Genomic DNA, 23,335 nt, shown 5'->3' on the forward strand with positions numbered 1-23,335 from the left:
TATATTGCGGAGTAATAATTTATTTTCCAACTGGACCAACACGCCTGTTTACCAAATACCTTAAGACTTCTTATTGCGAGGATGCGCAGCGGCATGAACGTTTTTGAGCGCCTGCATACTGGTGTGAGTGTACACTTGAGTGCTGGCAAGGCTGGCGTGTCCCAACAGTTCCTTGATGGCATTCAAGTCTGCTCCCTTATCCAAAAGATGAGTGGCAAATGTGTGTCGCAGCACATGCGGGCTTACCTTAGTCTTTAGGCTCACCTTCCTAAAGTAATGATTGACGATTCTATATATTAAGGATGCGTAAATAGGCTTTCCTTTTTCAGTAAGGAAAAAACTTTGGTCATTATATTGATCTACCACTTCTCTTACCTTGAGATAATTCTTCATCACCTTAACGGTAGAATTCATAAGCGGTACAATTCTCTGCTTGTTACGCTTTCCTATTATGTTCATACGCGAGGCTTCCAGATCTACAGATGCTAATGTTAGACTTAATAATTCTGCCCTGCGCATCCCACTCACGTATAGCAATTCAATTAAGGCTCTATCTCTTACCTCAATAAAAGAAGATAGATCATAATCTGTATCCAGTAATTCGCTTACTTCTTTTTGAGAAAATGGCACCTGAATTTTCTTGGATACCTTTAGGCTTTTATGAAGTGTCATAATATTATGTTCCACAAAACCTTGATTGCGCAGAAATTTAAAATAGGATTTTAAGGAAGACATTTTACGGGTGACACTTCTCGGACTCATCCCTTCTTCCATGAGCTGTGCCATCCACTGCCTTACCATATTATATGTCGCAGTACCTAATGCCGAATCATAATCCTCAAGAAATTCTTTGAATTGATTCAGGTCCCGCAGATAGGACTCACTAGTATGCACGCTATAGTGTTTTTCTAGCGTGAGGTAATTTTTATATTCAGGAATGTGCATAAAAAAACGATCCGATAAATTTAATCATTTATCGGATCGTCGTAATTAGTATTCTAATAAAAGCTTACATGTTCTCTGCATCTCTCAAATGCTGGATGTATTCTGCTTTGATTTTCTGTGCTCTTTTTGCAACAGATGGTTTAGTGAACTGCTGTCTTCTACGTAGTTCACGCATCTTTCCTGTACGATCAAATTTACGTTTGAAACGCTTCAGGGCTCTGTCGATATTTTCTCCGTCTTTAACTGGTATAATTAACATAGTGTCATCACCTCCTTTCTTTGGGACGGCAAAAATACATTTTTATTTATGATCCCAAACTATTTATATGGTTTTTCGCTTTCGCGAAAGCGAAATAACTTTTTCTAATGTGCTGCAGGCTTATAGTCCTTACCGTCTAAAGTCATTTTTGCAATGATCTCTCTCATGATCTCGCTGGTACCACCACCTATTGGACCTAATCTACTATCACGCCACATTCTGGCTAGTGGATATTCCTCGATATATCCATAACCACCAAGGAATTGCAGGCAGCCGTAGATTACCTCATCGGCGACTTTAGTCGATAGAAGTTTTGCCATACTGGCTTCCTTTACGGGATACAGACCTTTATCCAGTTCCTCAGCAATAGAATAGTTGAAATTCTTTGCCATCTCTACCTCACTCAACATATCTGCGAGTTTGTGACGCAATGCCTGAAATTTATCGAGGGATTTACCAAAGGCTGTACGGTCTTTCATATAACCTATGGTATATTCCAACGCGTATTCTGCTCTTGCATGACCATTGATAGCCATGATCAATCGCTCTAGGGCAAAGTGCTGCATGATATATGGAAAGCCCTTACCTTCTTCACCCATAAGATTTTCAACTGGCACACGCACGTTGTCAAAACCTATCTCGCCCGTATCGCTGGCGCGCCATCCTAATTTGTTCAATTTTGTGGCGCTTATGCCTGGCGTTTCTCTATCCATTAAGAATATGGAGATACCACGACCTTTTGCATCTGGATCGGTTTTGGCAGCTACTACTAAATAATCTGAATAAACACCATTCGTAATAAAGGTTTTTGAACCGTTAATCACATAATGATCACCATCCTTTACGGCAGTGGTTCGCATACCTGCTACATCACTACCGCCAAAGGGTTCAGTTATACAAAGACAACCTATTTTGTCACCGGTAAGTGTAGGGACTAAGTATTCCTCCTTAATCCTATCGTCTCCTTCTTTCAATAGGTGTTGCGCACCTAAGAATGCCTGTACCCACATGGCAGCAGCAAAACCACCAGAGTTAACACGCTGCATCTCTTCTAAAAATATAACAGTGTAGAAAAAGTCCAGATCCAGACCGCCATATTCTTCAGGGTAATACAACCCGAAGTAGCCCATGTCACCCATCTTCTTGAAAATCTCGCGATCTATCTGGCCGGTTTCTTCCCAGCGATCCACATGAGGAACGACTTCTTTATTTAAAAAATCTCTGAAACTTTGTCTGAAGAAATTGTGTTCTTCGGTAAAATATTTTGAATACATAAAATGCTTTAAATACGTTTTTTTTAGTCCAACGTCAAATATAGCTGAATTAAAGCCAATTTTTCCGTTGGGAATCTTGAGGTGAGCGTTACATCCTTCCAGGTTTTGAAACCATCCCGTAAGGTGCGCTGCTCTATGAGTTTATCGACAAGGTAGTCGTTAAAATATGGGATTGTTGACAGCTGGTCGCTGGTCGCGTTATTGAGCGCTAACTTTTTAAAGCCAGCCTTTGGTGTGACATAAAAGTGTTTACGCAATTCGACCATAGTAGAATCTGAAAGTCCGTAAACATCACGTACCTGCATGATGTCAATAAAACCGTCAAGTTTTTCCCGTTCTTTCACAATCCGGCCAGATAGCGCAGGTCCTATTCCATATACTTTGCGCAAATCCTCCAGCGATGCCTTGTTAATATCCATGGCAACTATTTTTCGGTCGGAGAAGTCGCTGGAGTAGCTTTTCCTAGGCTCGTTGACCCATGATGGAAATTTGAAATAGGGCGAGATGCTATCCAGCCACTTGTCGCTTACTTTAGTGACTTGTTGAAATTGAGCAGCCGTGTTGATGAATTTTCCGCTTTCGCGAAAGCGAGACAGCCTATCCAACTCTGCTTCATTCAAACCTAAAATGTAGGCTCTATAGTCAGTGATATAATTGGGGTTGAAGGGATAAATGGTGTCCTTTCTCTTTGCCGTGGCCATCTTGATAGAATCAATTTGAGCCTGGTATTTAGAAACGTCACTCAACACGATATCTGACGTTGGTTTAGTGGCGGCATAGTATCTAATTCCCACAACGACCACCAATAAAATGAGTAAAATAAAAATCCCTCTTTGTTGTCGCCTATTGAACAAAAAGAGGGATTTGAAATGTTTCATAGCTGTTTGCTAGGCATCAGTCTTAAGACCTAAACTTCCTGATTTAAGCTTTTTCCAATAATCATTTAGATCGCGTCTCACCTCGCTAGACATCAATAACAACCCAATTATATTTGGAAACGACATAGCAAGAATCATCATGTCTGAAAAGTCTAATACAGCACCTAAAGAAACAGAAGAACCTATTACTACAAACACTAAGAAAATGACTTTGTAAACTATTTCCATGGTTCTACTTTTACCAAACAAGTATGTCCAAGCTCTCATACCGTAGTACGACCAGCTAATCATTGTACTGAATGCAAATAAGAATACTGCACCAGCAAGGACATAAGGGAACCAAGAAATAACACTACCGAAAGCATCTGAAGTAAGTTGTGCACCTGCAATGCCTTCAACCTCATGCATACCCGTAAAAATGAGCACCAAAGCAGTCAACGTACAAACTACCACTGTGTCGATAAATGGTTCTAGTAAGGCTACAAAACCTTCAGATGGTGGATGGTGTGTTTTTGCAGCACTATGCGCAATTGCAGCAGACCCAACTCCTGCTTCATTTGAAAAAGCAGCTCTTTGAAAGCCTACGATAAGAACACCAATGATTCCTCCTTTAATTGCCGACGGACTAAAAGCCCCATCAATGATCGCACTAAACGCAGGCCCGATGTTTTCAATATTAATGATTATTACTGCAAGAGCAGCGAGAACGTAAACACTAGCCATGAAAGGAACAATTTTCTCAGTCACTTTGGCAATACTCTTAATTCCACCTATGATTACAAAACCGACCAAGATCGCGGTAACCACTCCGAACCAAAAACCATATCCATCTAAAAATTCAAACTGAGTAGCTAGACCAGCAAATGCTTGATTGGATTGAAACATATTACCTCCACCAAAAGAAGCACCAATACAAAGAACAGCAAACATAACAGCCAGAATTTTTCCAAGTCCTTTTTTATTTTGTTTTGCTAGTCCATAGCGCAAATAGTTCATTGGACCGCCGTAAACGGAACCATCCTCTGCAATAAATCTATATTTTACACCTAGGGTACACTCAACAAATTTTGAGGACATACCTAGTAGTCCTGCAAGTATCATCCAGAATGTAGCTCCTGCACCACCTAAAGAAATGGCTACTGCAACACTAGCGATATTACCTAGTCCAACTGTCCCTGAAACTGCTGTTGCAAGGGCTTGAAAATGGGTTACCTGACCAGGTGCCGTTGGGTCATCATATTTTCCTTTTGCAAGATCAATCGAATGCTTAAATCCTCGAAAGTTTATAAAGCCCATTCTAATGGTAAAAAACAATGCCCCTAAAACCAACCATACAACGATAAAAGGAATTCCTTTTTGTTGAACATCACCATTAGGATGTAATAGAGGTACTTTATCACTGTACTCAACTCGTGCAAATAGATGTGCTCCAGTCTCAACGACATCTCCGCTCACAGCTCCATTATAAATAACATTGCCTTCATTAAGATCTTCACCTCTACTTTGCAAGTATTGCAACGTACCATTTGATGGTGATACTACGGTAAGATCCTCACCGCCTTCTTTTGATACGATTGCGATGGGCTCGCCTACTTTAATTTGTTTGCCGTTAGGAGCCAACCAAGTTTTAAGTATGTATTTGTTAGAGTCTCCAGCCTCCCATCCTGGAATTGCTATATTCTTTCCTTCAGCGTAAACTACAGGGTCATACAATCCAGTTGCTGAGAACGGATCCCAAAAAAGAATACTTCCCATTGCTTCTACCGCTGGTACTGCCGCACCATTAAGGATTTCGGTGATGTGTTCTGCTTCAATTTTAAACACACCAGACGCAGAAGCACCTTGTGCATCTGTCACCTCAACTGTATAATCGATTCCTTCAGTAAGACCTCTTGCCGTGCTTGCATCGATTGGCGTGGACTGATTTGACCATTTATAAGTATATGGCTCTTGACCTCCAGTTGCGATGATGGAAATCTCACCATCATTAATTTCTGTTGTTGGGTTTACTTTTTTTGCAGTCAGTTCAATTTGTTGTGCATTAGTAAATGATGCAATCAACAAAAAGCTAAATAGACTTAATAGTTTGTTCATTTGTAGAATCAATTCGGATTAAGCAAGCAAGATGCATAAAAATCTTGCCTTTTAAAAGTTTTGTTAAGAAATAGTAAAGCTATAGCAGGCTACTCGTGAATTCGATAAGATTTTTGTAGCTGGGCGATCTGTTGGGAATTTCCCACAACGATGATTTTAGACCCAGTACCAATGACGGTTTCTGGACTTGGATTTACTACATATTCTCCGTCAGGAGATTTGTAACCTATAATTGTACAGCCCGTTTTTTGACGCAGGTTGAGATCGATGATAGTACATTTATTCTGGTGGTCAAACATCTGCTCAAATGAGACCTGTTCCAGATTGACCCCATCATCACCACCATAGCTCAAATTATCCCAGAATTCAATCAGATCCGGACTTACAATTAATGATGCCATATGCTGGCCACCTATTTGGTCTGGAAGTATTACGTTGTCAGCACCAGCGAGCTTTAGTTTTTTATAACTGGTTTCTTCACTAGCTCTAGAAATGATTTTGAGATCTTTGTTAAGCTGTCTTGCACTCAAAACAATAAAAAGATTGTCTGCGTCGTCTGGAAGTGCCGTAATCAGAACAGATGCCTTACCTATCCCAGCAGATTGTAATACCTCATCCTCATTCGCATTACCGCGGTAGAAATACTTGTTATCGAGCTGGCAATCATCAATTACCTGTTGATCCTTTTCAATGATTATGAAATCACGCTTGTAATCCTGTAGTTTAGCCACTGCCTGTTTCCCATTACGGCCGTACCCGCAAACGATGATGTGATTTTCCATAGAGTTAAGATATTTTTTCTTTTCGCGAGCTCTTCTCGCCTGTAGCGAGTTTCTGGTTAGCAGATATTCGGAAATTACAGATACTGAATAACCTACAATCACCACACTAGTCAAGATGATGAATATGGTGAATAGTTTGGCTTCTGGACTAGGATCTCCTATCTCACGATAACCAACGGTGGTAATAGTGATCACCGTCATGTACAAGGCATCAATCCATGACAAGCCCAGCATGAATTTATACCCCAAACAACCTGTTACCATGACAGAGGTAAGAAGGCTTATTGCTATCGTTATTTTGTTACGCATAGTGGTGCCTATAAATCAAAAACAGAACTGCGTTTGACATAAATCAAATCCTTTATGCGCAACCAAAACGCCATGATCAAATAAACTGCAAATCCAGCTCCTAGAGTAGCAAATGTAAAGTAGATAAATGTGATGCGCACATTACGTGCACGCATGCCCAATCGGTCTGCCATTCGTGTGCTTACATAGAAACCATACTTTTCCATGTAATGTCTTAATTCTGTAACAACGCCCATATGTCAAATGTACTCTATAGAACCTAATATTTCCTAGCTATTGACCGCTCATTAATCGCACACCTATATCGCATTTAAGACATAAATTCTGCTCACAATAATTAGGTTTAAGCTGCAGCACAGCCTGAGATTCCAAAGCAGTTTTAATGCCAATCAATTTCTTGAATCCTTGTGTTATCGTATTTTTTTCCATCGGGATATCGCTTATGATTCCCAGCAATTCATCGGTATTATCTTTCCCATGATGGCGAGCATAGGCAAATTTGATGGGCACGATGCAATTGATAATTAACAGGTCGATAAAGGATTGTGTTAAGACCTTTTCTCTAGATTCGGTTTGTTTGTCAAATACATGATGCGTGTCCCAATATTTTGCAGCTTTCACGTCAAACACCGCGCTAATTTCTGCTTTGGATTTTGCCAAAATGACCTGAGCAAGCAGCATAGGATTTCTATGATACAACATAGCAAGTTGAGATAGGCGAATGGTTGGATAATTTGCTGGTCGCAACCTGAAAAACTTTAAATCTGTTGGTATAGGTTTTAATTGAAATTTCGCTTTCGCGAAAGCGAACTCCTTCTCAAGCAGGCTAAAATATCGATCTTCTCGCGGTGTGTCCAGCAATCCCAATAAGCCCATCAAAACAGATTCCAGCTGGAAAGCGTCGGCAGCCAGTTTACGCACCACAGATTGATCCATAGCCGTTGCGATTTGCTCAAAGGCATCTGCATTTACCTTAGTTCCAAAACTGCGTGCCAGCATTTGAAAAAAGGTGGCTTCCCAGTCATTATTGTTCTGTTTCAAGCTTTTCTCGATGCGCTGGTAGCGCTGCTCCAGTCGCTGGATGTAGACCTTTTCCAACCACATATCAACCTGAAAAGAATCCACCTGATGGATGAGTTTCTCACAATTGATGAATTGATCGTTTTTGTAGGCGAATAGCTTTGTGTAGGTGAGAATCGCATCATCAGGCACGTATGTCGATACCTCAAGTACTGGTATGTCGATCTCACTGCGCCTCGTGATCTCTGCATCGTGCTTCCAGACCACGTGTAGGATAACGTTGTCATAAGCTGGATCATCATCATGGCCGTGCTTGTACCAGTCGCTGGATTTTACATGCATCTCTACATTTCCAGCCCATAATTGACCATCGATCTCTACCTGTGCATTGAAAAAATCTGGTCCAGAATGGTGATTATGATGCCCTAGGTTCTTGATCACTACCAATTGATGCTTAGTGGTACGCAGCTGTAGACCACTCAACTTTTTGAACTTCCAGAGGTAATGGATAAAATCTTCCCGCATGCGCCACTAGGTGAATGGACTAAGTTAAGAAGTTTTAGGATTTACGGCTCAAGGAATAAGGAATGAGGAATGAGGAATGAGGAATGAGGAATGAGGAATGAGGAATGAGGAATGAGGAATGAGGAAAATTTAAAAAATCGTGCTCACAAACTTGTGCTTAGCTCTAGTGAATTTGAGAGTTATGCAAATTTTTGGGCTTGGGAACTGAAAATAGACAATCGGGCAACAGGTAACCGACAACTGGTAACTGATAACTAAAAACTGGCAACGGGCAACAGGCAATTAGCAACCGACAATTTACTCCAGCCAGCCTTTCTCTGCCATCCATTCATCATTAAAGAATTTACCAACGTATCTGGAACCGTGATCATGGTAAAGAATGACGACAACATCATCTTTGGTAAAGCCTACTTCTTCATGGATTTGCAACAATCCTTTGATGGCTGCGCCAGCACTGTTTCCCAGAAACATTCCTTCTTCTTTAGCCAGACGACGCGTGTAGATAGCCGCATCCTTGTCAGTGACTTTAGTAAAACCATCGATCACTTCAAAACGCACGTTTTTGGGCAAGATATCTTCGCCTATTCCTTCAGTGACGTATGGGTAGATTTCATTCTCGTCAAAAATTCCGGTTTCGTGGTATTTTTTAAATACAGATCCATAGGTATCGATTCCCCAAATCTTAATATCTGGATTCTTGCCTTTCAAATAGGTCCCTACGCCAGAAATGGTTCCACCTGTGCCAACTCCTACTACAAAATGCGTCACTTTACCATCCGTCTGTTCCCAGATTTCTGGACCAGTACTCATGTAGTGCGCTTTACAATTCGACGGGTTGTCATATTGATTCACGTACCAAGAGTTAGGTATTTCTTCGCTCAACCTCTTGCTGGTGGAATAATATGATTGCGGATCGTCTGGAGCTACATCGGTTGGGCATACATGCACCTCTGCGCCTACCGCGCGCAGAATATCCATTTTTTCTTTGGATTGTTTATCGCTCAACACACAGATCAATTTGTATCCCTTGATGATCGCAGCCAGTGCAAGACCCATTCCTGTGTTACCGCTGGTTCCTTCAATAATCGTCCCACCTGGCTTTAGACGGCCGTCAGCCTCTGCATCTTCAATCATCATGAGCCCCATGCGATCTTTGACGCTGTTGCCAGGATTGAAGGTTTCATATTTGGCCAGAACCAGACACGGTAGGTCCTCAACCAACTTGTTCATTTTTATCAAAGGCGTGTTGCCTATAGTTTCCAGTATATTTTCAGCGTACTTCATGATCTTATTTTGCGCTGCAAATTTAGGATTTTGCAGCAAGGTTTGCAGGTAAAACCTACAGCTTATTTCTATGGATAGGAAGGTTGATGGTTTCGCTTTCCTGCCTGACCGGCAGGCAAGCGCGAAAGCGAACTAAAAAATTTCTATTCAAAACGCATCGCCTTGACTGGCGAGATGCGACTAACGATATAGGTAGGAATGATAAGCACCAGCAGACAGATCATAAAAGTGCCCACGTTGAGCAACAGCACGTGCCACCAAGAGATGTACACAGGAGCTTCGGTTACGTAATAGGTCGATGGATCCAGTGTGAGTGGTGCAAAAAAGTATTGTAATCCTACCAAGCCCAACCCAATCAGATTGCCCCAAAACAAGCCTCGCAGAATCAAGGTCATAGCATTGTAGAGAAATATTTTACGTACGGTCCAGTCTGTAGCGCCTAATGATTTGAGCAATCCAATCATACCAGTACGATCTAAAATAAGCACAAGCAAAGCGGTGATCATATTGATGATTCCAACAATCAAAATAATTGCGATAATCCCGTAAACATTGCTGTCCAATAAGGCTAACCACTGGAAGATGGTTGGATATTGATCTTTAATAGTCCTGGCATCGAGAAGCTGTGGAACCTGTAAAAAGACGTTTCTTCCTATCTCATCAACGTTTCCAAAATCATCAATGAACACCTCAAATTTTCCTATCTGATTATCTTCCCATTTATTGATTTTTTGAATGTTGCGTATGTCGCCTACAATGAATTTTGTATCATATTCTGCCAGGCCGCTATCGTAAATACCTATGACATTGAACGCCCGTGCAAGAGGTTCTTCATTTTCCTTCATGAAATAGGTAGGTGCCTTGTCACCTACTTTGAGCTGTAAACGCCTTGCGATGTCATCAGAGATTAAAATATCTTTTGAGGTAGCCTCTTGAGATACATCTGGTAAAGATCCTTCAATCAGGAAATCTTTAAAGCTTTCCCAGCGATAATCGGTTCCAACACCTTTAAGGATAACACCTTCAAAATCTGTAGCCGTCCTGATCATGGCTCCTTTAGTCGCCACGGCTTGTACATGCGTGACCTGCGGTACGCTTTTAAAATCAGGATAAAATTCTTGGTTGATATCAATAGGCTTGACGGTCGTGATGGAGTTATTGCGATCAAATAGTGAGATGGTAATGTCGCCATTAAAGGCACTCACCTTTTCCCTAATCTTTTTTTGTAGGCCTACACCGGTCGCAACGGCGATGATCATTACAATCATTCCTATGGCAATGGCTGCAGTGGCGATTTTAATTATCGGCGCACTTACGCTATTTTTATATTCTGTACTATGCTGTACGCGACGCGCTATGAAATACTCTAGATTCAATACTTTTCCTTCAATTTTCAAATATACCATAATAGCTTTTGCTTTGGTGCTTACTTCCTGCGATGCGGGCATCAATAACAAGAATAAAACGCAGCCCAATGATATCGTAGATCTGGATTACAACGCCATTGATAGTACCAGATTGTTAAAGCCCTTGCAAAACAAACCTATTCCAGCCGCAGACCAGCTGGAAACCTGGATTCAAAAACTGGATGGCAAACACGTTGCCATCGTGGGCAATCAAACCAGCGTTGTTAGCAGTAGTTCCATCAAAGAGCGCCGTACATGGGATCAAGCCATTAAAGTACGCTACGTTCATCTCGTGGACACGTTATTATCGAGAGGTGTAACCGTAAAAAAAGTTTTTGCTCCAGAACATGGTTTTAGAGGTGATGCAGACGCTGGTGCTGCCATCGCAGATGGTGTGGACAAAAGGTCTGGCCTATCCATTGTGTCATTATATGGCAATAACAAAAAACCTACTGCAGCACAGCTAGCAGATGTCGATGTGATACTGTTTGATATTCAGGACGTAGGCGCCAGGTTCTACACCTACATTTCTACCTTACACTATGTCATGGAAGCAGCGGCTGAGCAAAATAAAACAGTTTACATCCTAGACCGACCTAATCCCAATGGCCATTATGTAGATGGTCCTATTCTCGATAGCGATCATAAAAGCTTTGTAGGCATGCATCCCGTACCAGTGGTACACGGCATGACCATAGGCGAGTATGCGCAAATGATCAATGGTGAAGGCTGGCTGGAATACGGTAAAAAAGCAGATCTAATTGTGTTACCCATAAAGGACTATACTCACGACACGCCATACGAGCTGCCCATTGCGCCATCGCCTAATTTGCCTAATGCGCAATCCATCAATCTATATCCCAGTTTGTGCTTTTTTGAAGGTACTGATGTAAGCGTAGGTCGCGGCACAGACATGCAATTCCAAGTGTATGGTTCACCGTCACTGGCAAAATACCGAGACTTTGCTTTCACACCTACGCCCAATCGTGGTGCTAAAAGACCATTGTTCAACGGTAAAAAATGCTTCGGTGTGGATTTGAGGGATTATCCCAAACTGGATCGATTGAACCTAGAGTTTGTGGTGGACGCTTTCGCGAAAGCGCCCTACAAACAATCCTTCTTCAATTTCTTTTTTACAAAACTGGCAGGTACCGACCTGTTGCAAAAACAGATCGAGAAAGGTATGAGTGCCGAAGAAATTGCAGCCACCTGGAAGGAAGGCCTTGCAGATTTTATGATCACCCGAGAGAAATACCTATTGTACGACTAACCAAAACCTTGTGCCAATGGAATCCTTTTTTGAAGAACCCACCTATCGAAAATTACGGGAACGGTTACAACATATAGATGCCAGCAAGTCGCCTGAATGGGGCAAAATGGACGCGGCTCAAATGCTCAAGCACTGTCAATTCCCTATTCAAATTGCCATGGGTAAGGAAAAGGTTGATTTAAAATCCAATTGGCTAGCAAAGGTGTTTTTCAAAAAATCACTGTATTCCCCAAAACCATTTCGTAAAAATCTGCCCACAGCACCTTCCTTAAAGGTGGCTGATCTTAAGGATTTTGAAAGCGAAAAGGAAAAACTGGATCAATGGATGCAGGAACTGTGGTATGATCGTCACAATGATAATCGTAGACCGCATCCTGTTTTTGGAACATTTACTAAAGAACAATGGGGCATCCTGCAATGGAAGCATCTGGACCACCATTTCAGGCAGTTTGGGGTTTAGCCTAAATATTCAATTATTCATTCAACATCTGCCACAATCGATCTTTCAATTGCTGGATGTTGTATTGGCTTATGGCACTGATAAACATATACGGCGCACCGTCAAAAGCGCCTTCATTATCTAAATGTTCCTTCATCTCTGCCATTAATTCCTCGTCCAGCATATCAGATTTGGAAATTGCAACGAAGCGTTCTTTATCCAGCATTTCTGGATTGTATTTACGCAACTCATTAAGCAGAATTTGATACTGTTCGTTGATGTCCTTAGCATCTGCTGGGATCATGAACAATAAAGTAGAATTACGCTCAATATGACGCAGGAATCGGTGGCCTATACCTTTACCTTCGGCAGCTCCTTCAATAATTCCAGGGATATCAGCCATGACAAAAGTCTGAAAATCCCGATACTCCACGATTCCTAAATTGGGCTTTAAAGTCGTGAACTCATAGTTGGCAATTTTGGGCTTTGCCGCGGTAACTACTGACAATAATGTGGACTTACCGGCATTGGGAAATCCAACCAAACCAACATCTGCCAGAATCTTAAGCTCAAAAGTTACTTCTAGTGCTTCACCTTCAGTTCCTGGTTGTGCGTATCGCGGCGTTTGTCTGGTAGAACTTTTAAAATGCCAGTTTCCCTTACCGCCCATGCCACCTTCTGCAATGATAAACTCATCACCGTCATCCAGTACTTCATGAATGATCTGACCGGTCTCGGTATTCTTGATCACGGTTCCTAACGGTAGGTCGATATATATATCCTCACCATCTTCACCTGTACGGCGCTGTTTAGCACCATTACCACCTTGCGAAGCCTTAAAATGTCGCTTGTATTTAAAGTGATACAAGGTCCATAAGTTTTTATTACCTCTAATGATAATGTGGCCACCACGACCGCCATCACCACCATCGGGACCACCTTTATCAATATATTTTTCACGGTGCAGGTGCGTACTTCCCTTACCGCCACGACCGGATTCCAGATGAACCTTAGTATAGTCTACAAAATTTCCTTCAGTCATGGTTGTTTCTTTATCGTCTGTAAACAGAACGTGTATTAGTTAGAAATTACTTACCGCAATTTCAGAGTATTTATGGTCTATAGCTTATCAAACTCCGCACTCAAGCGATCTGTGATCTCGTCTATCGAGCCTTCACCGTCTACACCGTAATATTTGTCTTGAGCTTGATAATAGTTTTTGAGTGGTGCGGTCTGTTTGTAATATACCTTGATGCGATCGCGTATGACCGTCTCATTGGCATCATCGGGACGACCACTACTTTTGCCACGTTCCAACAAACGCTGGACCAGGATCTCGTCATCCACTTCCAAAGCTACCATTCCACTCACTTGCGTATCCTTGCTCTCCAACAACTCGTCTAGCGCTTTTGCCTGTGCATCTGTTCTAGGGAAACCATCAAAAATAAACCCGGCCGCATTTGGATGCTTTTCAACCTCTGCATTAAGCATTTTGATGGTGACTTCATCAGGCACCAGATTGCCTTTATCCATAAAGGATTTGGCCAGTGTTCCCAGCTCTGTGGCATTTTTGATATTGTATCTAAAAACGTCGCCGGTAGAGATATGCACCAGTCCGTATTTTTCTTTCAAGCGCTCGGCCTGTGTTCCTTTTCCTGCTCCTGGAGGTCCAAAAAGTACGATGTTTTTCATTGGTTTGGTCTGTACGTATAATTCGGGCAGGTTGCGCCCTAGGTTATTATAATCCATGCCGTATCCCACGACAAATTTGTTCTCAATATTCTGTCCCACATAGTCAATTTTCAAGTCCCGGTTGTAAACCTCTGGCTTGAGGAACAAGGTAGCTATATAAAGAGCAGCAGGATTGTGGGTTTTCAGCTTTCGCGAAAGCGCCTCTACCGTCAATCCACTATCCACAATATCTTCCACGATGACCACCACGCGATCTGTCAAATCAATATCCAGTTCCATATCCAGCCTGATCTCGCCGGTCGATGCGGTTCCAGAATAACTACTGGTGCGCAAAAAACCTATCTCGCAGTCACCCTTGAATTTTCGGGTTAAATCTGCCAGGACCATGTAACTACCATTAAGAATCCCTAGAAAAACGGGCGTTTTATCCTTTAAATCCCTGTTGATTTGGTATGCAAGATTCTCTACGGCACTATCGATCTCATGGACGCTTAGGAACGGCTTGAAATATAGATCATGAAGTTGGATCACTGTGGTAATTTTCTGCAAAGATAATGATTTGACCGCACGAGACTTTTTGAAGCCCGCAGTATTTGTAAGCACCTTGAACTCTCTATTTATGATCGTATTTAAAAGTTTCAAGGGCGTTGCCTGCGGCCGTGCTTTGCGTTACGATCTTTTTGATAGTCATTGCATAGGATGCACGACTATCAAAAAGGATTTTCACTACAATCACTAACGCAAGGTTAGCTCGTCAAGAAATGTAGTTTAAATCCAAATCGGAACTTGTATTTTTATCCCATGGAACAAACACTTTTCTCTTCAGATTTTAGACTTGGGATTCTTGGTGGTGGACAGCTGGGCAAGATGATGTTATACACCACGCGTAAATGGGATATTCAAACCTACGTCATGGACAGTGATGATACCGCACCTGCGTTTGAGGGCTGTACCGTTTTTTTTGAAGGTGACATCATGGATTATGAAGCCGTGATGGAATTAGGCCGTCAAGTAGATGTGCTTACCATTGAAATCGAAAACGTCAATGTCAAAGCGCTACAAGATCTGGAAGATGAAGGCATAGCCGTGTCGCCCAGTGCTAAAGTGCTTAATTTGATACGTAACAAGGCGACGCAAAAAAAATTCTACCAAGAAAAGAGTTTGCCTACCGCACCTTTTGAAGCGATGGATCAACCCGATGTAAATACGTCAAGAGAGTTCCCATTTATCTGGAAGAGTGCAGAAGGTGGTTATGATGGTAAAGGCGTTAAAGTCATCAGATCTGCAGCAGACCTTAAAGATCTTCCAGCTGCGGAATGCATCTATGAAGATATGGTGGATTTTGATATGGAACTTGCCGTGATTGTCGCTCGCAATGCCAAAGGCGAGATGAAAACCTACCCAGTAGTTGAGATGGAATTTCATCCAGAGGCCAACCAGGTGGAATATGTGATTTGCCCAGCTAGAATCCCTGAAGAGGTTTCTAAAAAAGCCAGAGATCTTGCTTTAAAAGTTTCTGAAGCTTTTGATCATGTGGGACTACTTGCAGTCGAAATGTTTCTTACTAAAAGCGGCGAAATTCTGGTAAACGAAGTCGCTCCTAGACCGCATAACAGTGGACACTACTCCATTGAAGGTGCAGTGACAGATCAATTTGAGCAGCAAGTGCGTTGTGTTCTGAATTTACCTCTAGGTTCAACTGACACTGTGCTACCTGCCGTTATGGTCAACCTTGTAGGTACTGAAGGTCACACAGGAAATGTCGTTTATGACGGTATTGAGGAGATTCTCGCGATGGATGGCGTAACACCACATATTTACGGGAAGAAGCAGACGCGACCTTTTAGAAAAATGGGTCATGTCACAATCGTGGCAAAAGAGATTGAAAAAGCTCGTGAGCTAGCCGAGGTTGTTAAGGGTAAAATAAAGGTTGTAGCTCTTGCTGGTTAAGAGTTAAGAAAAAATAACAGCTCTATTGCTGTCAAAAAATCACTTTCTTGAATTCTTTGAGTATTATTTTATGCTGCTCAATCTTTTAAGTTCATCTTTCAATTTTAATCCATGCTTAGATAAATAAACGCTTAAAGTTTCAGTAAAACCCATATTGCGGCGGCGCTGCCCTACACTTTCTGGATCAACTAATTTATATAGTTTCCCATTTTGCATTTGAGTTCCATAAATTTGAGGTTGATCATTTAACAATAAAAAGCGATCTTGGAGCAACGCAAGAAAGTCTCTTGGAATGCTGCCGTTATTTACCAAATCTTTGAAATCATTGTAGTAAAAAGCAATCCACTCGGGATCTGAATGTTGAAGCACTACAAATATTCCTAGATATCCTCTAAAATCTCTAAGTTGTCCACTTTTAGGAAAACCGCATTTTTCAATAATTGACACAAGATTTTGTAGATTTTCGTGGTCAACAGTTTCCATATTACCTACACCCTCATTTCTCACTTTTTGATCCTTGTAATAAATATTTAAAAAGTCATCATTCAAATTTTTGCAAGAAACTTGTCTCAAGTTAAACTTTGAAATCGGATCAGGATAAAGGTTAACTAAACTATCAATAAGCTTATCGTATCTATCAATATTCTCAAAAGTAAATTCGCCTGTCTTTTGTTTTTCGACTTTCTCTTCTATTTTTAAATAATCTTTACTTTCCATTTGATTTGAGACAGGGTAGTCATCTTTACAACTGTAAAAAAGAAAGAATAAAATCAAGCAAAAAGTAACACGTAAAGCCTTCATAATTTTAGAAATATTTTAAAACCCTACGCTCTTTTGTGTATCATATATTAGTTGGTGGTAACTCTCGAAAAGCTCTTTTATTTACGGCGTACTACTACTTACCTCCAACGTCTTACCATTATAAAACTTATTCCCAGTAAGCGCAAAATCCTTGATGTATTGGGCCATTTCTTTGGGTTGCAGTGGTGCCTCGTAGCCTGGGAAAGCCTCTGCAAGCATTTCGGTTTGTACGGCGCCTAGGGCAAGTGTATTGAATGACGGACCGTTGTCTTTAAATTCTTCAGCAAGGAGCTCAAAGAGTGTGATAACGGCTGCTTTTGCACTAGAATATGCTGCAAGTCCAGGGAATTTTGCACTGCCTTGAATGCCGCCCATGGAGCTGATCGCGACTACGTGCGATTCAGCATTCATTAATGGTAACAAGGACTGTGTTAATAGGGAGACACCAAAAACGTTGACTTCATAGCAGTTTAGAAAATCTGCTTTGGTCAAATCTGTAAATGGTTTATTAACAAGCATTCCAGCGTTATGAACCAAGATATCGACACGATCGAACGTGTTTTTGATTTGATCCACGGCTTCTGCAATACTGGACTCGCTTGCAAGATCACAAGCAACGGCTGTGATGTTATTATTGTTGAGATCTTTGATGGAATCTCGCTTTCGCGAAAGCGCCATAACCTGATCACCATTACCAGCAAAAAGTTGTGCCAGCTCAAATCCTATGCCGCGGCTTGTGCCAGTAATCACTATGTTTTTACTCATTTGTCATTGCTTTCAATTTCAAACCTTGCTCGTTTGCCATAAAAAATATCCCAGGGAAAGTGGCATCTACGACTTGCGACATATGCTGTGCATTGACGCCTGTGATGTCGTCACCTACTTTATGGTATTCGTTGAAATTGGTAAAATCGAAGGTGCTCAGCGTTTGTGAAGGCACCTTAAACACTTCATAGAACGCATAATTATCGGATCTTGCGAAAAGGTTCATTTGTGCTGCCGCAGGAAGTTTTGCCGTTACGGTTCGGGTTTCATTTTCCTTATTGAAGATATCGCCCATGTTTGAGGTGTCGTAACCTGTTAAGTAAGCGATGTAATTCTTTCCAACCATAGGAGTTCCCGTCATTTCAAAGTTGATCATCGCGACCACATTCTCACCATTGACCTTCATTTGCTTAGCCAGCTCGCGAGAGCCTACCAAGCCTTTTTCCTCAGCAGAGAACAATGCAAAAACCACCTTGCGACGGTTAAAGTCCAGCTTTTTGAACATTTCTGCCACCGCCAAAACGCTCGCTGTTCCCGTAGCGTTGTCGTTAGCACCATTGGCGATGCTATCGCCAGCAACTGCTTGTATAATTCCTATATGATCGTAATGTGCACCTATAACGATGGTTTCTTTCATCAACTCCTTGTCAGAGCCATTAAGTACAGCCACCACATTGTTACCAGTTGCTTTATCGGTTTGAAACGGGTGCATATAGGAATCTCCGTAAGGCTCAATCCCTAGTGATTCAAAACGTTCCTTGAGATAAGTGGCTGCCAGTTCAATTCCTTTACTACCCGTATCGCGTCCTTGAAGCTCATCACTTGATAAATATTGTACATCAATCGCAATTTGCGTAGGGTTGCTCGATGGCAATTTAACACGTTGCTTTTTACTGGTCAACGTTTCCGTAGACAATTGATTGATACGATTAGAGGTTCCACAGGCAACTAAAGTTGCTGCCATTAGGATAAAAATCATTTTTTTCATGGAAAATATTTATTTGATAAAAATAAGGAATTGTAGACCGAATGAAGATATGGACGGACGGAGTCCAGAAAAGAAAAACGCTGGGCATCAATGACCAGCGTTTTAATTCTATTCTCTATAGATAATCTATACGTACATAACGATAGGGTTCTCAATATAAGATTTGAATGTTTGCAAGAATGCTGCTCCAGTAGCACCATCTACAGTTCTATGATCACAAGCTAGCGTGATCTTCATCACGTTACCTATAACGATCTGACCATCCTTGACCACTGGTTTTTGAACAATGGCGCCTACCGACATTATCGCACTGTTGGGTTGATTGATGATCGAGGTAAACTCTGTTATACCGAACATTCCCAAATTAGAAATAGTGAACGTACTTCCTTCCATTTCTTTAGGTTGTAGCTTCTTGTCACGTGCCTTACCAGCTAGTTCTCTCACCTTGCCACCAATTTGCTGCATACTCATTTGGTCTGCAAAAGGCAACACAGGTACTAGCAAACCGTCATCAACGGCTACGGCAACACCTATATTAATGTGTTTTGCAACTTTTGTAGCTGCGTCAGTCCATGAGGTGTTTACTTTAGGATGTTTACGCAACGCCATAGCCGCTGCTTTAATCACCATATCGTTGAAGCTAATCTTAGTATCTGGCAATTCATTGATCGCCTTGCGACTTGCAATGGCGTTATCCATATCTAGATCTAAACCTAGATAGTAATGTGGTGCCGTGAATTTAGATTGTCCCAAACGCTTGGCGATCGTCTTGCGCATTTGTGAGTTAGGAATTTCTTCCCATTCTTCCTGACCTACAGGCTGATAGTCTTGTGCTGCTGCAGAACCTGCAGAGGACGCACTAGGCTTGTAGTTTTCAATATCTTTTTTGGTTACACGACCGTTCTCTCCAGTTCCCTTCACAGAACCTAGGTCGATACCTTTATCTGCCGCCATTTTCTTGGCAAGAGGTGATGCAAAAATGCGACCGCCATCGTTGCTTTGAGTTGTAGACTCTTTTGAACTTTCCTTAGGTCCAGAATAATCTGGAACTGACTGCTGTTTCTTGTCTGCAGTTGGTTCTGATTTTGATTCCTTTTTAGGTTCTTCTTTTTTAGGCTCCTCTTTCTTTGTTTCCTTTTTGGCTCCACCTGAAGATCCACCTTTAATATCAATTCCAGAAACATCTGTTCCTTCTGGGCCTATGATAGCTAGTAGAGAATCTACCGCAGCGGTTTCACCTTCTTGAATACCAATCTTTAATAAGGTACCCTTATAAAAAGATTCGAACTCCATAGTAGCTTTGTCGGTCTCGATTTCAGCAAGGATATCGCCTTCAGCAACCTCATCACCTTCTTTTTTGAGCCATGATGCAACTGTACCTTCTTCCATGGTATCACTCAATCGTGGCATGGTAATGATCTCTACACCTTCTGGAAGATCGTCGCTATCTGCATCGGCAGAGCTTTCTTCATTGCTGGATTCTTCTTCATCTTGAGAATCTGCCTCAGATTCATTTGAATTCAATTCATCTTCCTTGGACTCCTTCTTTCCAGCATCTGCTGAGCCGTCCAATAAATCAGAAATATCCTCACCTTCTTCACCTAGAATACAAAGCAATTGATCAACCGGTGCAGTTTCACCTTCTTGAACTCCTATGTGAAGTAAGGTTCCATTGTAGAACGATTCAAACTCCATCGTGGCCTTATCGGTCTCAATTTCAGCAAGAATGTCTCCTTCTTCTACTTTATCTCCTACTTTTTTCAACCACGTTGCTACCACACCTTCTTCCATGGTGTCGCTCAAGCGTGGCATGTTGATTACTTCTGCCATTGATTATAGTTTTGAAGGTAAAAATGGATAGTCTTCCTGTTCATAAACAGCGTCATACATCAAGCTTTTCTCTGGGAATGGAGACTCCTCTGCAAACTTCTCACATTCAGAAACTTTTGCCTTGACACGTTTGTCGATTGCTTTGATCTCGTCTTCCTTGACATCGTGCTCTTTCATTAAACGATCCTTGATCTGTGTAATCGGGTCAATTTTTTGGTATTCTGCAACCTCATCCTTAGTACGATACTTTTGAGCATCACTCATCGAGTGACCTCTATAACGATATGTTTTAAGCTCCAAGAATGTTGGTCCACCGCCAGATCGCGCGCGCTCGATAGCTTCATGCATAGCCTCGGCTACTTTCTCGGGATCCATGGCATCCACTGGACCACATGGCATCTCATATCCTAAACCTAGCTTCCAAATATCTGTATGGTTGGCAGTTCTTGCGACACTGGTTCCCATGGCATAACCGTTGTTCTCCACACAAAATACTACGGGAAGATTCCATAACATGGCAAGGTTGAATGTCTCGTGAAGAGATCCTTGTCTTGCAGCACCATCACCAAAAAAGGTCAAAGTCACCGCATCACGATCGTGATATTTATCACCAAAAGCGATACCAGCACCTAGCGGGATTTGCCCACCAACGATACCGTGACCACCATAAAAATTAAATTCTTTTGAGAATATGTGCATGGAACCACCTAGACCTTGCGATGTACCGGTAGCTTTTCCATAAAGTTCTGCCATAACACGCTTGGGGTCCACACCCATTCCTATAGGCTGTACGTGGTTGCGGTATGCTGTAATCATTTTATCCTTGCCCAGTTCCATTGCGTGCAATGCACCTGCAAGTATCGCTTCCTGACCGTTGTAAAGATGCAGGAATCCGCGTACTTTTTGCTGGATGTACACCTGCGCCAGTTTGTCCTCAAACTTTCTCCAGAACAACATGTCCTCGTACCAGTTCAGTAAGACTTCTTTAGTTACTTTTTTCATGTAAGGTATTGGTTTTTATTTCGCTTTCGCGAAAGCGAACTAAACATCATCCATCTGGACAACCAGTTCAATCTTTTCTCAAAGGAAAACAAAAATAACTGAAAAAAGAATAAGGGAAAACCAATTGAACGGTTAAATCCCGCGGAATTATTTAAAGATAATTACGGTCAAAAATGAGTGGCAATAAATCGGCCAGCGAGTTGGATCTTGCAACCGTGCCGGAGGCTCCCATGAAGAAAATCTCAATAGGCTGTTGCTGTCTGGACTCATACTCTGCAATGGACTGACGACAGGCACCGCAAGGCGGCACTGGTTTTGCAAAACTGTCATCTATAGGGCTCGCGGTAATGGCCATTCTCGTAATGGCGACTCCTGGATAGTTTGCACCGGCTGCAAATATGGCTACTCGCTCTGCACACAATCCTGACGGATAGGCTGCATTTTCCTGATTATTACCTTTGATGATCTCGCCATTTTCCAACAATAGCGAACATCCTACCGTGAATTTGGAATATGGCGCATAGGCATTCGACCTTGCTTCAATAGCTTGCTCCATAAGCTTTTGTGCCTCTGGATCCAGCTCCTTCAAGTCATCGTAAACGTCGATGACTGTATTTATGGTGATTTGTTTGATAGTCTAGTATTCTAAGTACTCATCCCCAAAGTTGAAGGTCAACCCAAATCTTAAGGTTCCTTCAAGCGGTGATCTTACACGACTGGTTGAGAATAAGTAGGATAAATCTACATTGATTTCTGAAAACTTAAAGCCAGCTCCCAAGGAAAGGAATTTACGACCGCCCTTTTCATCTGCCTCATTAAAGTAACCTGTTCTTAAAGAAAAACTGTCATCATAGGTATATTCTGCACCAAGAGCCCAAGTAACTTCTTTCAACTCTTCAGAAAAGCCGCCTGGAGCGTCACCAAAGGACTGGAAAATCCCGCTAAAAAAGCTTACATCGTCTTCTTGACCTTCTATGATTTCATTAGGTACTCCATTATCATTTTCGTCACCATCTTCTCTAATAGGTGGAGTCGGAACCAAGAGCTTATTAAACTCTGCCGTAATTCCTATTTTACTAAAACCATCGTTGAGATAAAAGTCAACGCCACCGCCTAATCCTAGGTTAGTAGGTAGAAAATCTTCTCTACCGCCTACATCGTAGGATATCTTTGGACCGATGTTGGAAATATTAAATCCACCACGATACCTTCCATACATATCGCCTATGGCCACTTCTTCACTTTGATAATAACCAGAAATTCCAACACTAAAACTGCTTGCCGCGCTGGCATCCTGATCAGTGGCCTGGAATCTTAAATCACTACGTAAAAAACGACCGGTCACCGCCATGGAAAACTGGTCTGATAATTTAAGTGAGTAGGAACCATCAAGTATAAATTCATTTGGATTTTCTTCAAATCCAGTTTCTCCGTCTTCAGTAATAAAAATGGTTCCCAAGCCAAAGTATCTTAAACTGGCTGCAAAAGCACTTTGCTCATTGATACGGTTAGCATAGGCTAATTGACCGATTCCTATATCATTTACCAACTGTCCCAGGTAAGGTGTGTAAGCCACTCCTACCGCCTGCTCACGAGTCATGAAGGAATATTTAGCAGGATTCCATTGCTGGCTCCAAGCATCTGGGCTCGTAGCAACACCCATGTCTCCCATACCAGCTGATCTAGGATCGCCTGCAATTCTCAAGAAAGGTAGTGCTGTTGTAACTACCCTAGAATCCTGAGTTCTGACTTGAGCTTTTGACGTCAAAAGACCTGCAAAAAACATTATGACTACTAAAAACTGTAAAAAAACTCTTTTCAT

At 41.8% G+C, this 23,335-nt stretch carries 22 protein-coding genes; 3 read left to right on the top strand and 19 right to left on the bottom strand.

Features of this window, described 5'->3' with window-relative positions:
- Positions 1 to 60: 60 nt before the first annotated feature.
- The 10 genes from BST86_RS09320 to BST86_RS09365 form a co-directional block, all read right to left on the bottom strand.
- Positions 61 to 945, bottom strand: coding sequence for a tyrosine-type recombinase/integrase (locus BST86_RS09320; RefSeq protein WP_105983020.1), 885 nt, complete (start codon positions 943 to 945; stop codon positions 61 to 63).
- Between the two features lie 64 nt (positions 946 to 1,009).
- Positions 1,010 to 1,204 (bottom strand): 30S ribosomal protein S21, encoded by a 195-nt coding sequence (gene rpsU / locus BST86_RS09325; protein WP_055413606.1) that lies wholly within the window; start codon positions 1,202 to 1,204, stop codon positions 1,010 to 1,012.
- Between the two features lie 104 nt (positions 1,205 to 1,308).
- Positions 1,309 to 2,478, bottom strand: a complete 1,170-nt coding sequence (locus BST86_RS09330) for an acyl-CoA dehydrogenase family protein (protein ID WP_105983021.1) — start codon at positions 2,476 to 2,478, stop codon at positions 1,309 to 1,311.
- 23 nt (positions 2,479 to 2,501) lie between these two features.
- The gene (locus tag BST86_RS09335) at positions 2,502 to 3,356 is read right to left on the bottom strand and encodes a helix-hairpin-helix domain-containing protein (RefSeq protein ID WP_105983022.1); all 855 of its coding nucleotides are present in this window, start codon (positions 3,354 to 3,356) and stop codon (positions 2,502 to 2,504) included.
- Positions 3,357 to 3,365: 9 nt separating this feature from the next.
- Complete coding sequence (locus BST86_RS09340; protein WP_105983023.1) at positions 3,366 to 5,450, bottom strand: amino acid carrier protein; 2,085 nt, start codon at positions 5,448 to 5,450, stop codon at positions 3,366 to 3,368.
- Between the two features lie 89 nt (positions 5,451 to 5,539).
- Positions 5,540 to 6,541, bottom strand: coding sequence for a potassium channel family protein (locus tag BST86_RS09345; protein WP_105983024.1), 1,002 nt, complete (start codon positions 6,539 to 6,541; stop codon positions 5,540 to 5,542).
- Between the two features lie 8 nt (positions 6,542 to 6,549).
- The gene (locus BST86_RS09350) at positions 6,550 to 6,777 is read right to left on the bottom strand and encodes a PspC family transcriptional regulator (protein ID WP_055410969.1); all 228 of its coding nucleotides are present in this window, start codon (positions 6,775 to 6,777) and stop codon (positions 6,550 to 6,552) included.
- 37 nt (positions 6,778 to 6,814) lie between these two features.
- On the bottom strand, positions 6,815 to 8,086 hold the full coding sequence (locus BST86_RS09355; RefSeq protein WP_105983025.1) for a DUF2851 family protein: 1,272 nt from the start codon (positions 8,084 to 8,086) through the stop codon (positions 6,815 to 6,817).
- Between the two features lie 297 nt (positions 8,087 to 8,383).
- Positions 8,384 to 9,370, bottom strand: a complete 987-nt coding sequence (locus tag BST86_RS09360) for a PLP-dependent cysteine synthase family protein (protein ID WP_105983988.1) — start codon at positions 9,368 to 9,370, stop codon at positions 8,384 to 8,386.
- Between the two features lie 143 nt (positions 9,371 to 9,513).
- Complete coding sequence (locus BST86_RS09365; RefSeq protein WP_242446502.1) at positions 9,514 to 10,776, bottom strand: ABC transporter permease; 1,263 nt, start codon at positions 10,774 to 10,776, stop codon at positions 9,514 to 9,516.
- A 16-nt stretch (positions 10,777 to 10,792) separates the two neighbouring features.
- Here BST86_RS09365 and BST86_RS09370 point away from each other — a divergent pair, with 16 nt between their 5' ends.
- Together BST86_RS09370 and BST86_RS09375 are read left to right on the top strand one after the other, a co-directional pair.
- Positions 10,793 to 12,046 (top strand): exo-beta-N-acetylmuramidase NamZ family protein, encoded by a 1,254-nt coding sequence (locus tag BST86_RS09370; RefSeq protein ID WP_242446503.1) that lies wholly within the window; start codon positions 10,793 to 10,795, stop codon positions 12,044 to 12,046.
- A gap of 16 nt (positions 12,047 to 12,062) precedes the next feature.
- The gene (locus BST86_RS09375; RefSeq protein WP_105983028.1) at positions 12,063 to 12,506 is read left to right on the top strand and encodes a DUF1569 domain-containing protein; all 444 of its coding nucleotides are present in this window, start codon (positions 12,063 to 12,065) and stop codon (positions 12,504 to 12,506) included.
- Positions 12,507 to 12,519: 13 nt separating this feature from the next.
- On the opposite strand, the gene obgE is transcribed toward BST86_RS09375, so the two are convergent.
- Together obgE and BST86_RS09385 are read right to left on the bottom strand one after the other, a co-directional pair.
- Positions 12,520 to 13,527, bottom strand: coding sequence for a GTPase ObgE (gene obgE, locus BST86_RS09380; protein WP_105983029.1), 1,008 nt, complete (start codon positions 13,525 to 13,527; stop codon positions 12,520 to 12,522).
- A gap of 77 nt (positions 13,528 to 13,604) precedes the next feature.
- A complete protein-coding gene (locus BST86_RS09385; protein ID WP_105983989.1) occupies positions 13,605 to 14,708 on the bottom strand; it encodes an adenylate kinase in 1,104 nt (367 codons plus the stop codon).
- Between the two features lie 270 nt (positions 14,709 to 14,978).
- Between BST86_RS09385 and purK the strand changes: the two genes are divergently transcribed.
- Positions 14,979 to 16,127 (top strand): 5-(carboxyamino)imidazole ribonucleotide synthase, encoded by a 1,149-nt coding sequence (gene purK, locus BST86_RS09390; protein WP_105983030.1) that lies wholly within the window; start codon positions 14,979 to 14,981, stop codon positions 16,125 to 16,127.
- Positions 16,128 to 16,190: 63 nt separating this feature from the next.
- Here purK and BST86_RS09395 read toward each other — a convergent pair whose 3' ends face one another.
- The 7 genes from BST86_RS09395 to porV form a co-directional block, all read right to left on the bottom strand.
- On the bottom strand, positions 16,191 to 16,928 hold the full coding sequence (locus tag BST86_RS09395) for a hypothetical protein (RefSeq protein WP_146126747.1): 738 nt from the start codon (positions 16,926 to 16,928) through the stop codon (positions 16,191 to 16,193).
- A gap of 81 nt (positions 16,929 to 17,009) precedes the next feature.
- The gene (locus BST86_RS09400) at positions 17,010 to 17,693 is read right to left on the bottom strand and encodes an SDR family NAD(P)-dependent oxidoreductase (RefSeq protein WP_105983032.1); all 684 of its coding nucleotides are present in this window, start codon (positions 17,691 to 17,693) and stop codon (positions 17,010 to 17,012) included.
- On the bottom strand, positions 17,686 to 18,681 hold the full coding sequence (locus BST86_RS09405) for a M20/M25/M40 family metallo-hydrolase (protein ID WP_105983033.1): 996 nt from the start codon (positions 18,679 to 18,681) through the stop codon (positions 17,686 to 17,688). The genes BST86_RS09400 and BST86_RS09405 overlap by 8 nt, the downstream gene beginning before the upstream one ends.
- A gap of 126 nt (positions 18,682 to 18,807) precedes the next feature.
- Positions 18,808 to 20,511 (bottom strand): pyruvate dehydrogenase complex dihydrolipoamide acetyltransferase, encoded by a 1,704-nt coding sequence (locus tag BST86_RS09410; RefSeq protein WP_105983034.1) that lies wholly within the window; start codon positions 20,509 to 20,511, stop codon positions 18,808 to 18,810.
- 3 nt (positions 20,512 to 20,514) lie between these two features.
- Entirely contained in the window at positions 20,515 to 21,513 is a 999-nt protein-coding gene (pdhA, locus tag BST86_RS09415) for a pyruvate dehydrogenase (acetyl-transferring) E1 component subunit alpha (RefSeq protein WP_105983035.1), read from the bottom strand.
- 151 nt (positions 21,514 to 21,664) lie between these two features.
- Positions 21,665 to 22,147 (bottom strand): cytidine deaminase, encoded by a 483-nt coding sequence (gene cdd, locus BST86_RS09420; protein WP_172443373.1) that lies wholly within the window; start codon positions 22,145 to 22,147, stop codon positions 21,665 to 21,667.
- Between the two features lie 3 nt (positions 22,148 to 22,150).
- The gene (gene porV / locus BST86_RS09425; RefSeq protein ID WP_105983036.1) at positions 22,151 to 23,335 is read right to left on the bottom strand and encodes a type IX secretion system outer membrane channel protein PorV; all 1,185 of its coding nucleotides are present in this window, start codon (positions 23,333 to 23,335) and stop codon (positions 22,151 to 22,153) included.

The organism is Nonlabens agnitus (assembly GCF_002994045.1).
GTDB lineage: Bacteria > Bacteroidota > Bacteroidia > Flavobacteriales > Flavobacteriaceae > Nonlabens > Nonlabens agnitus.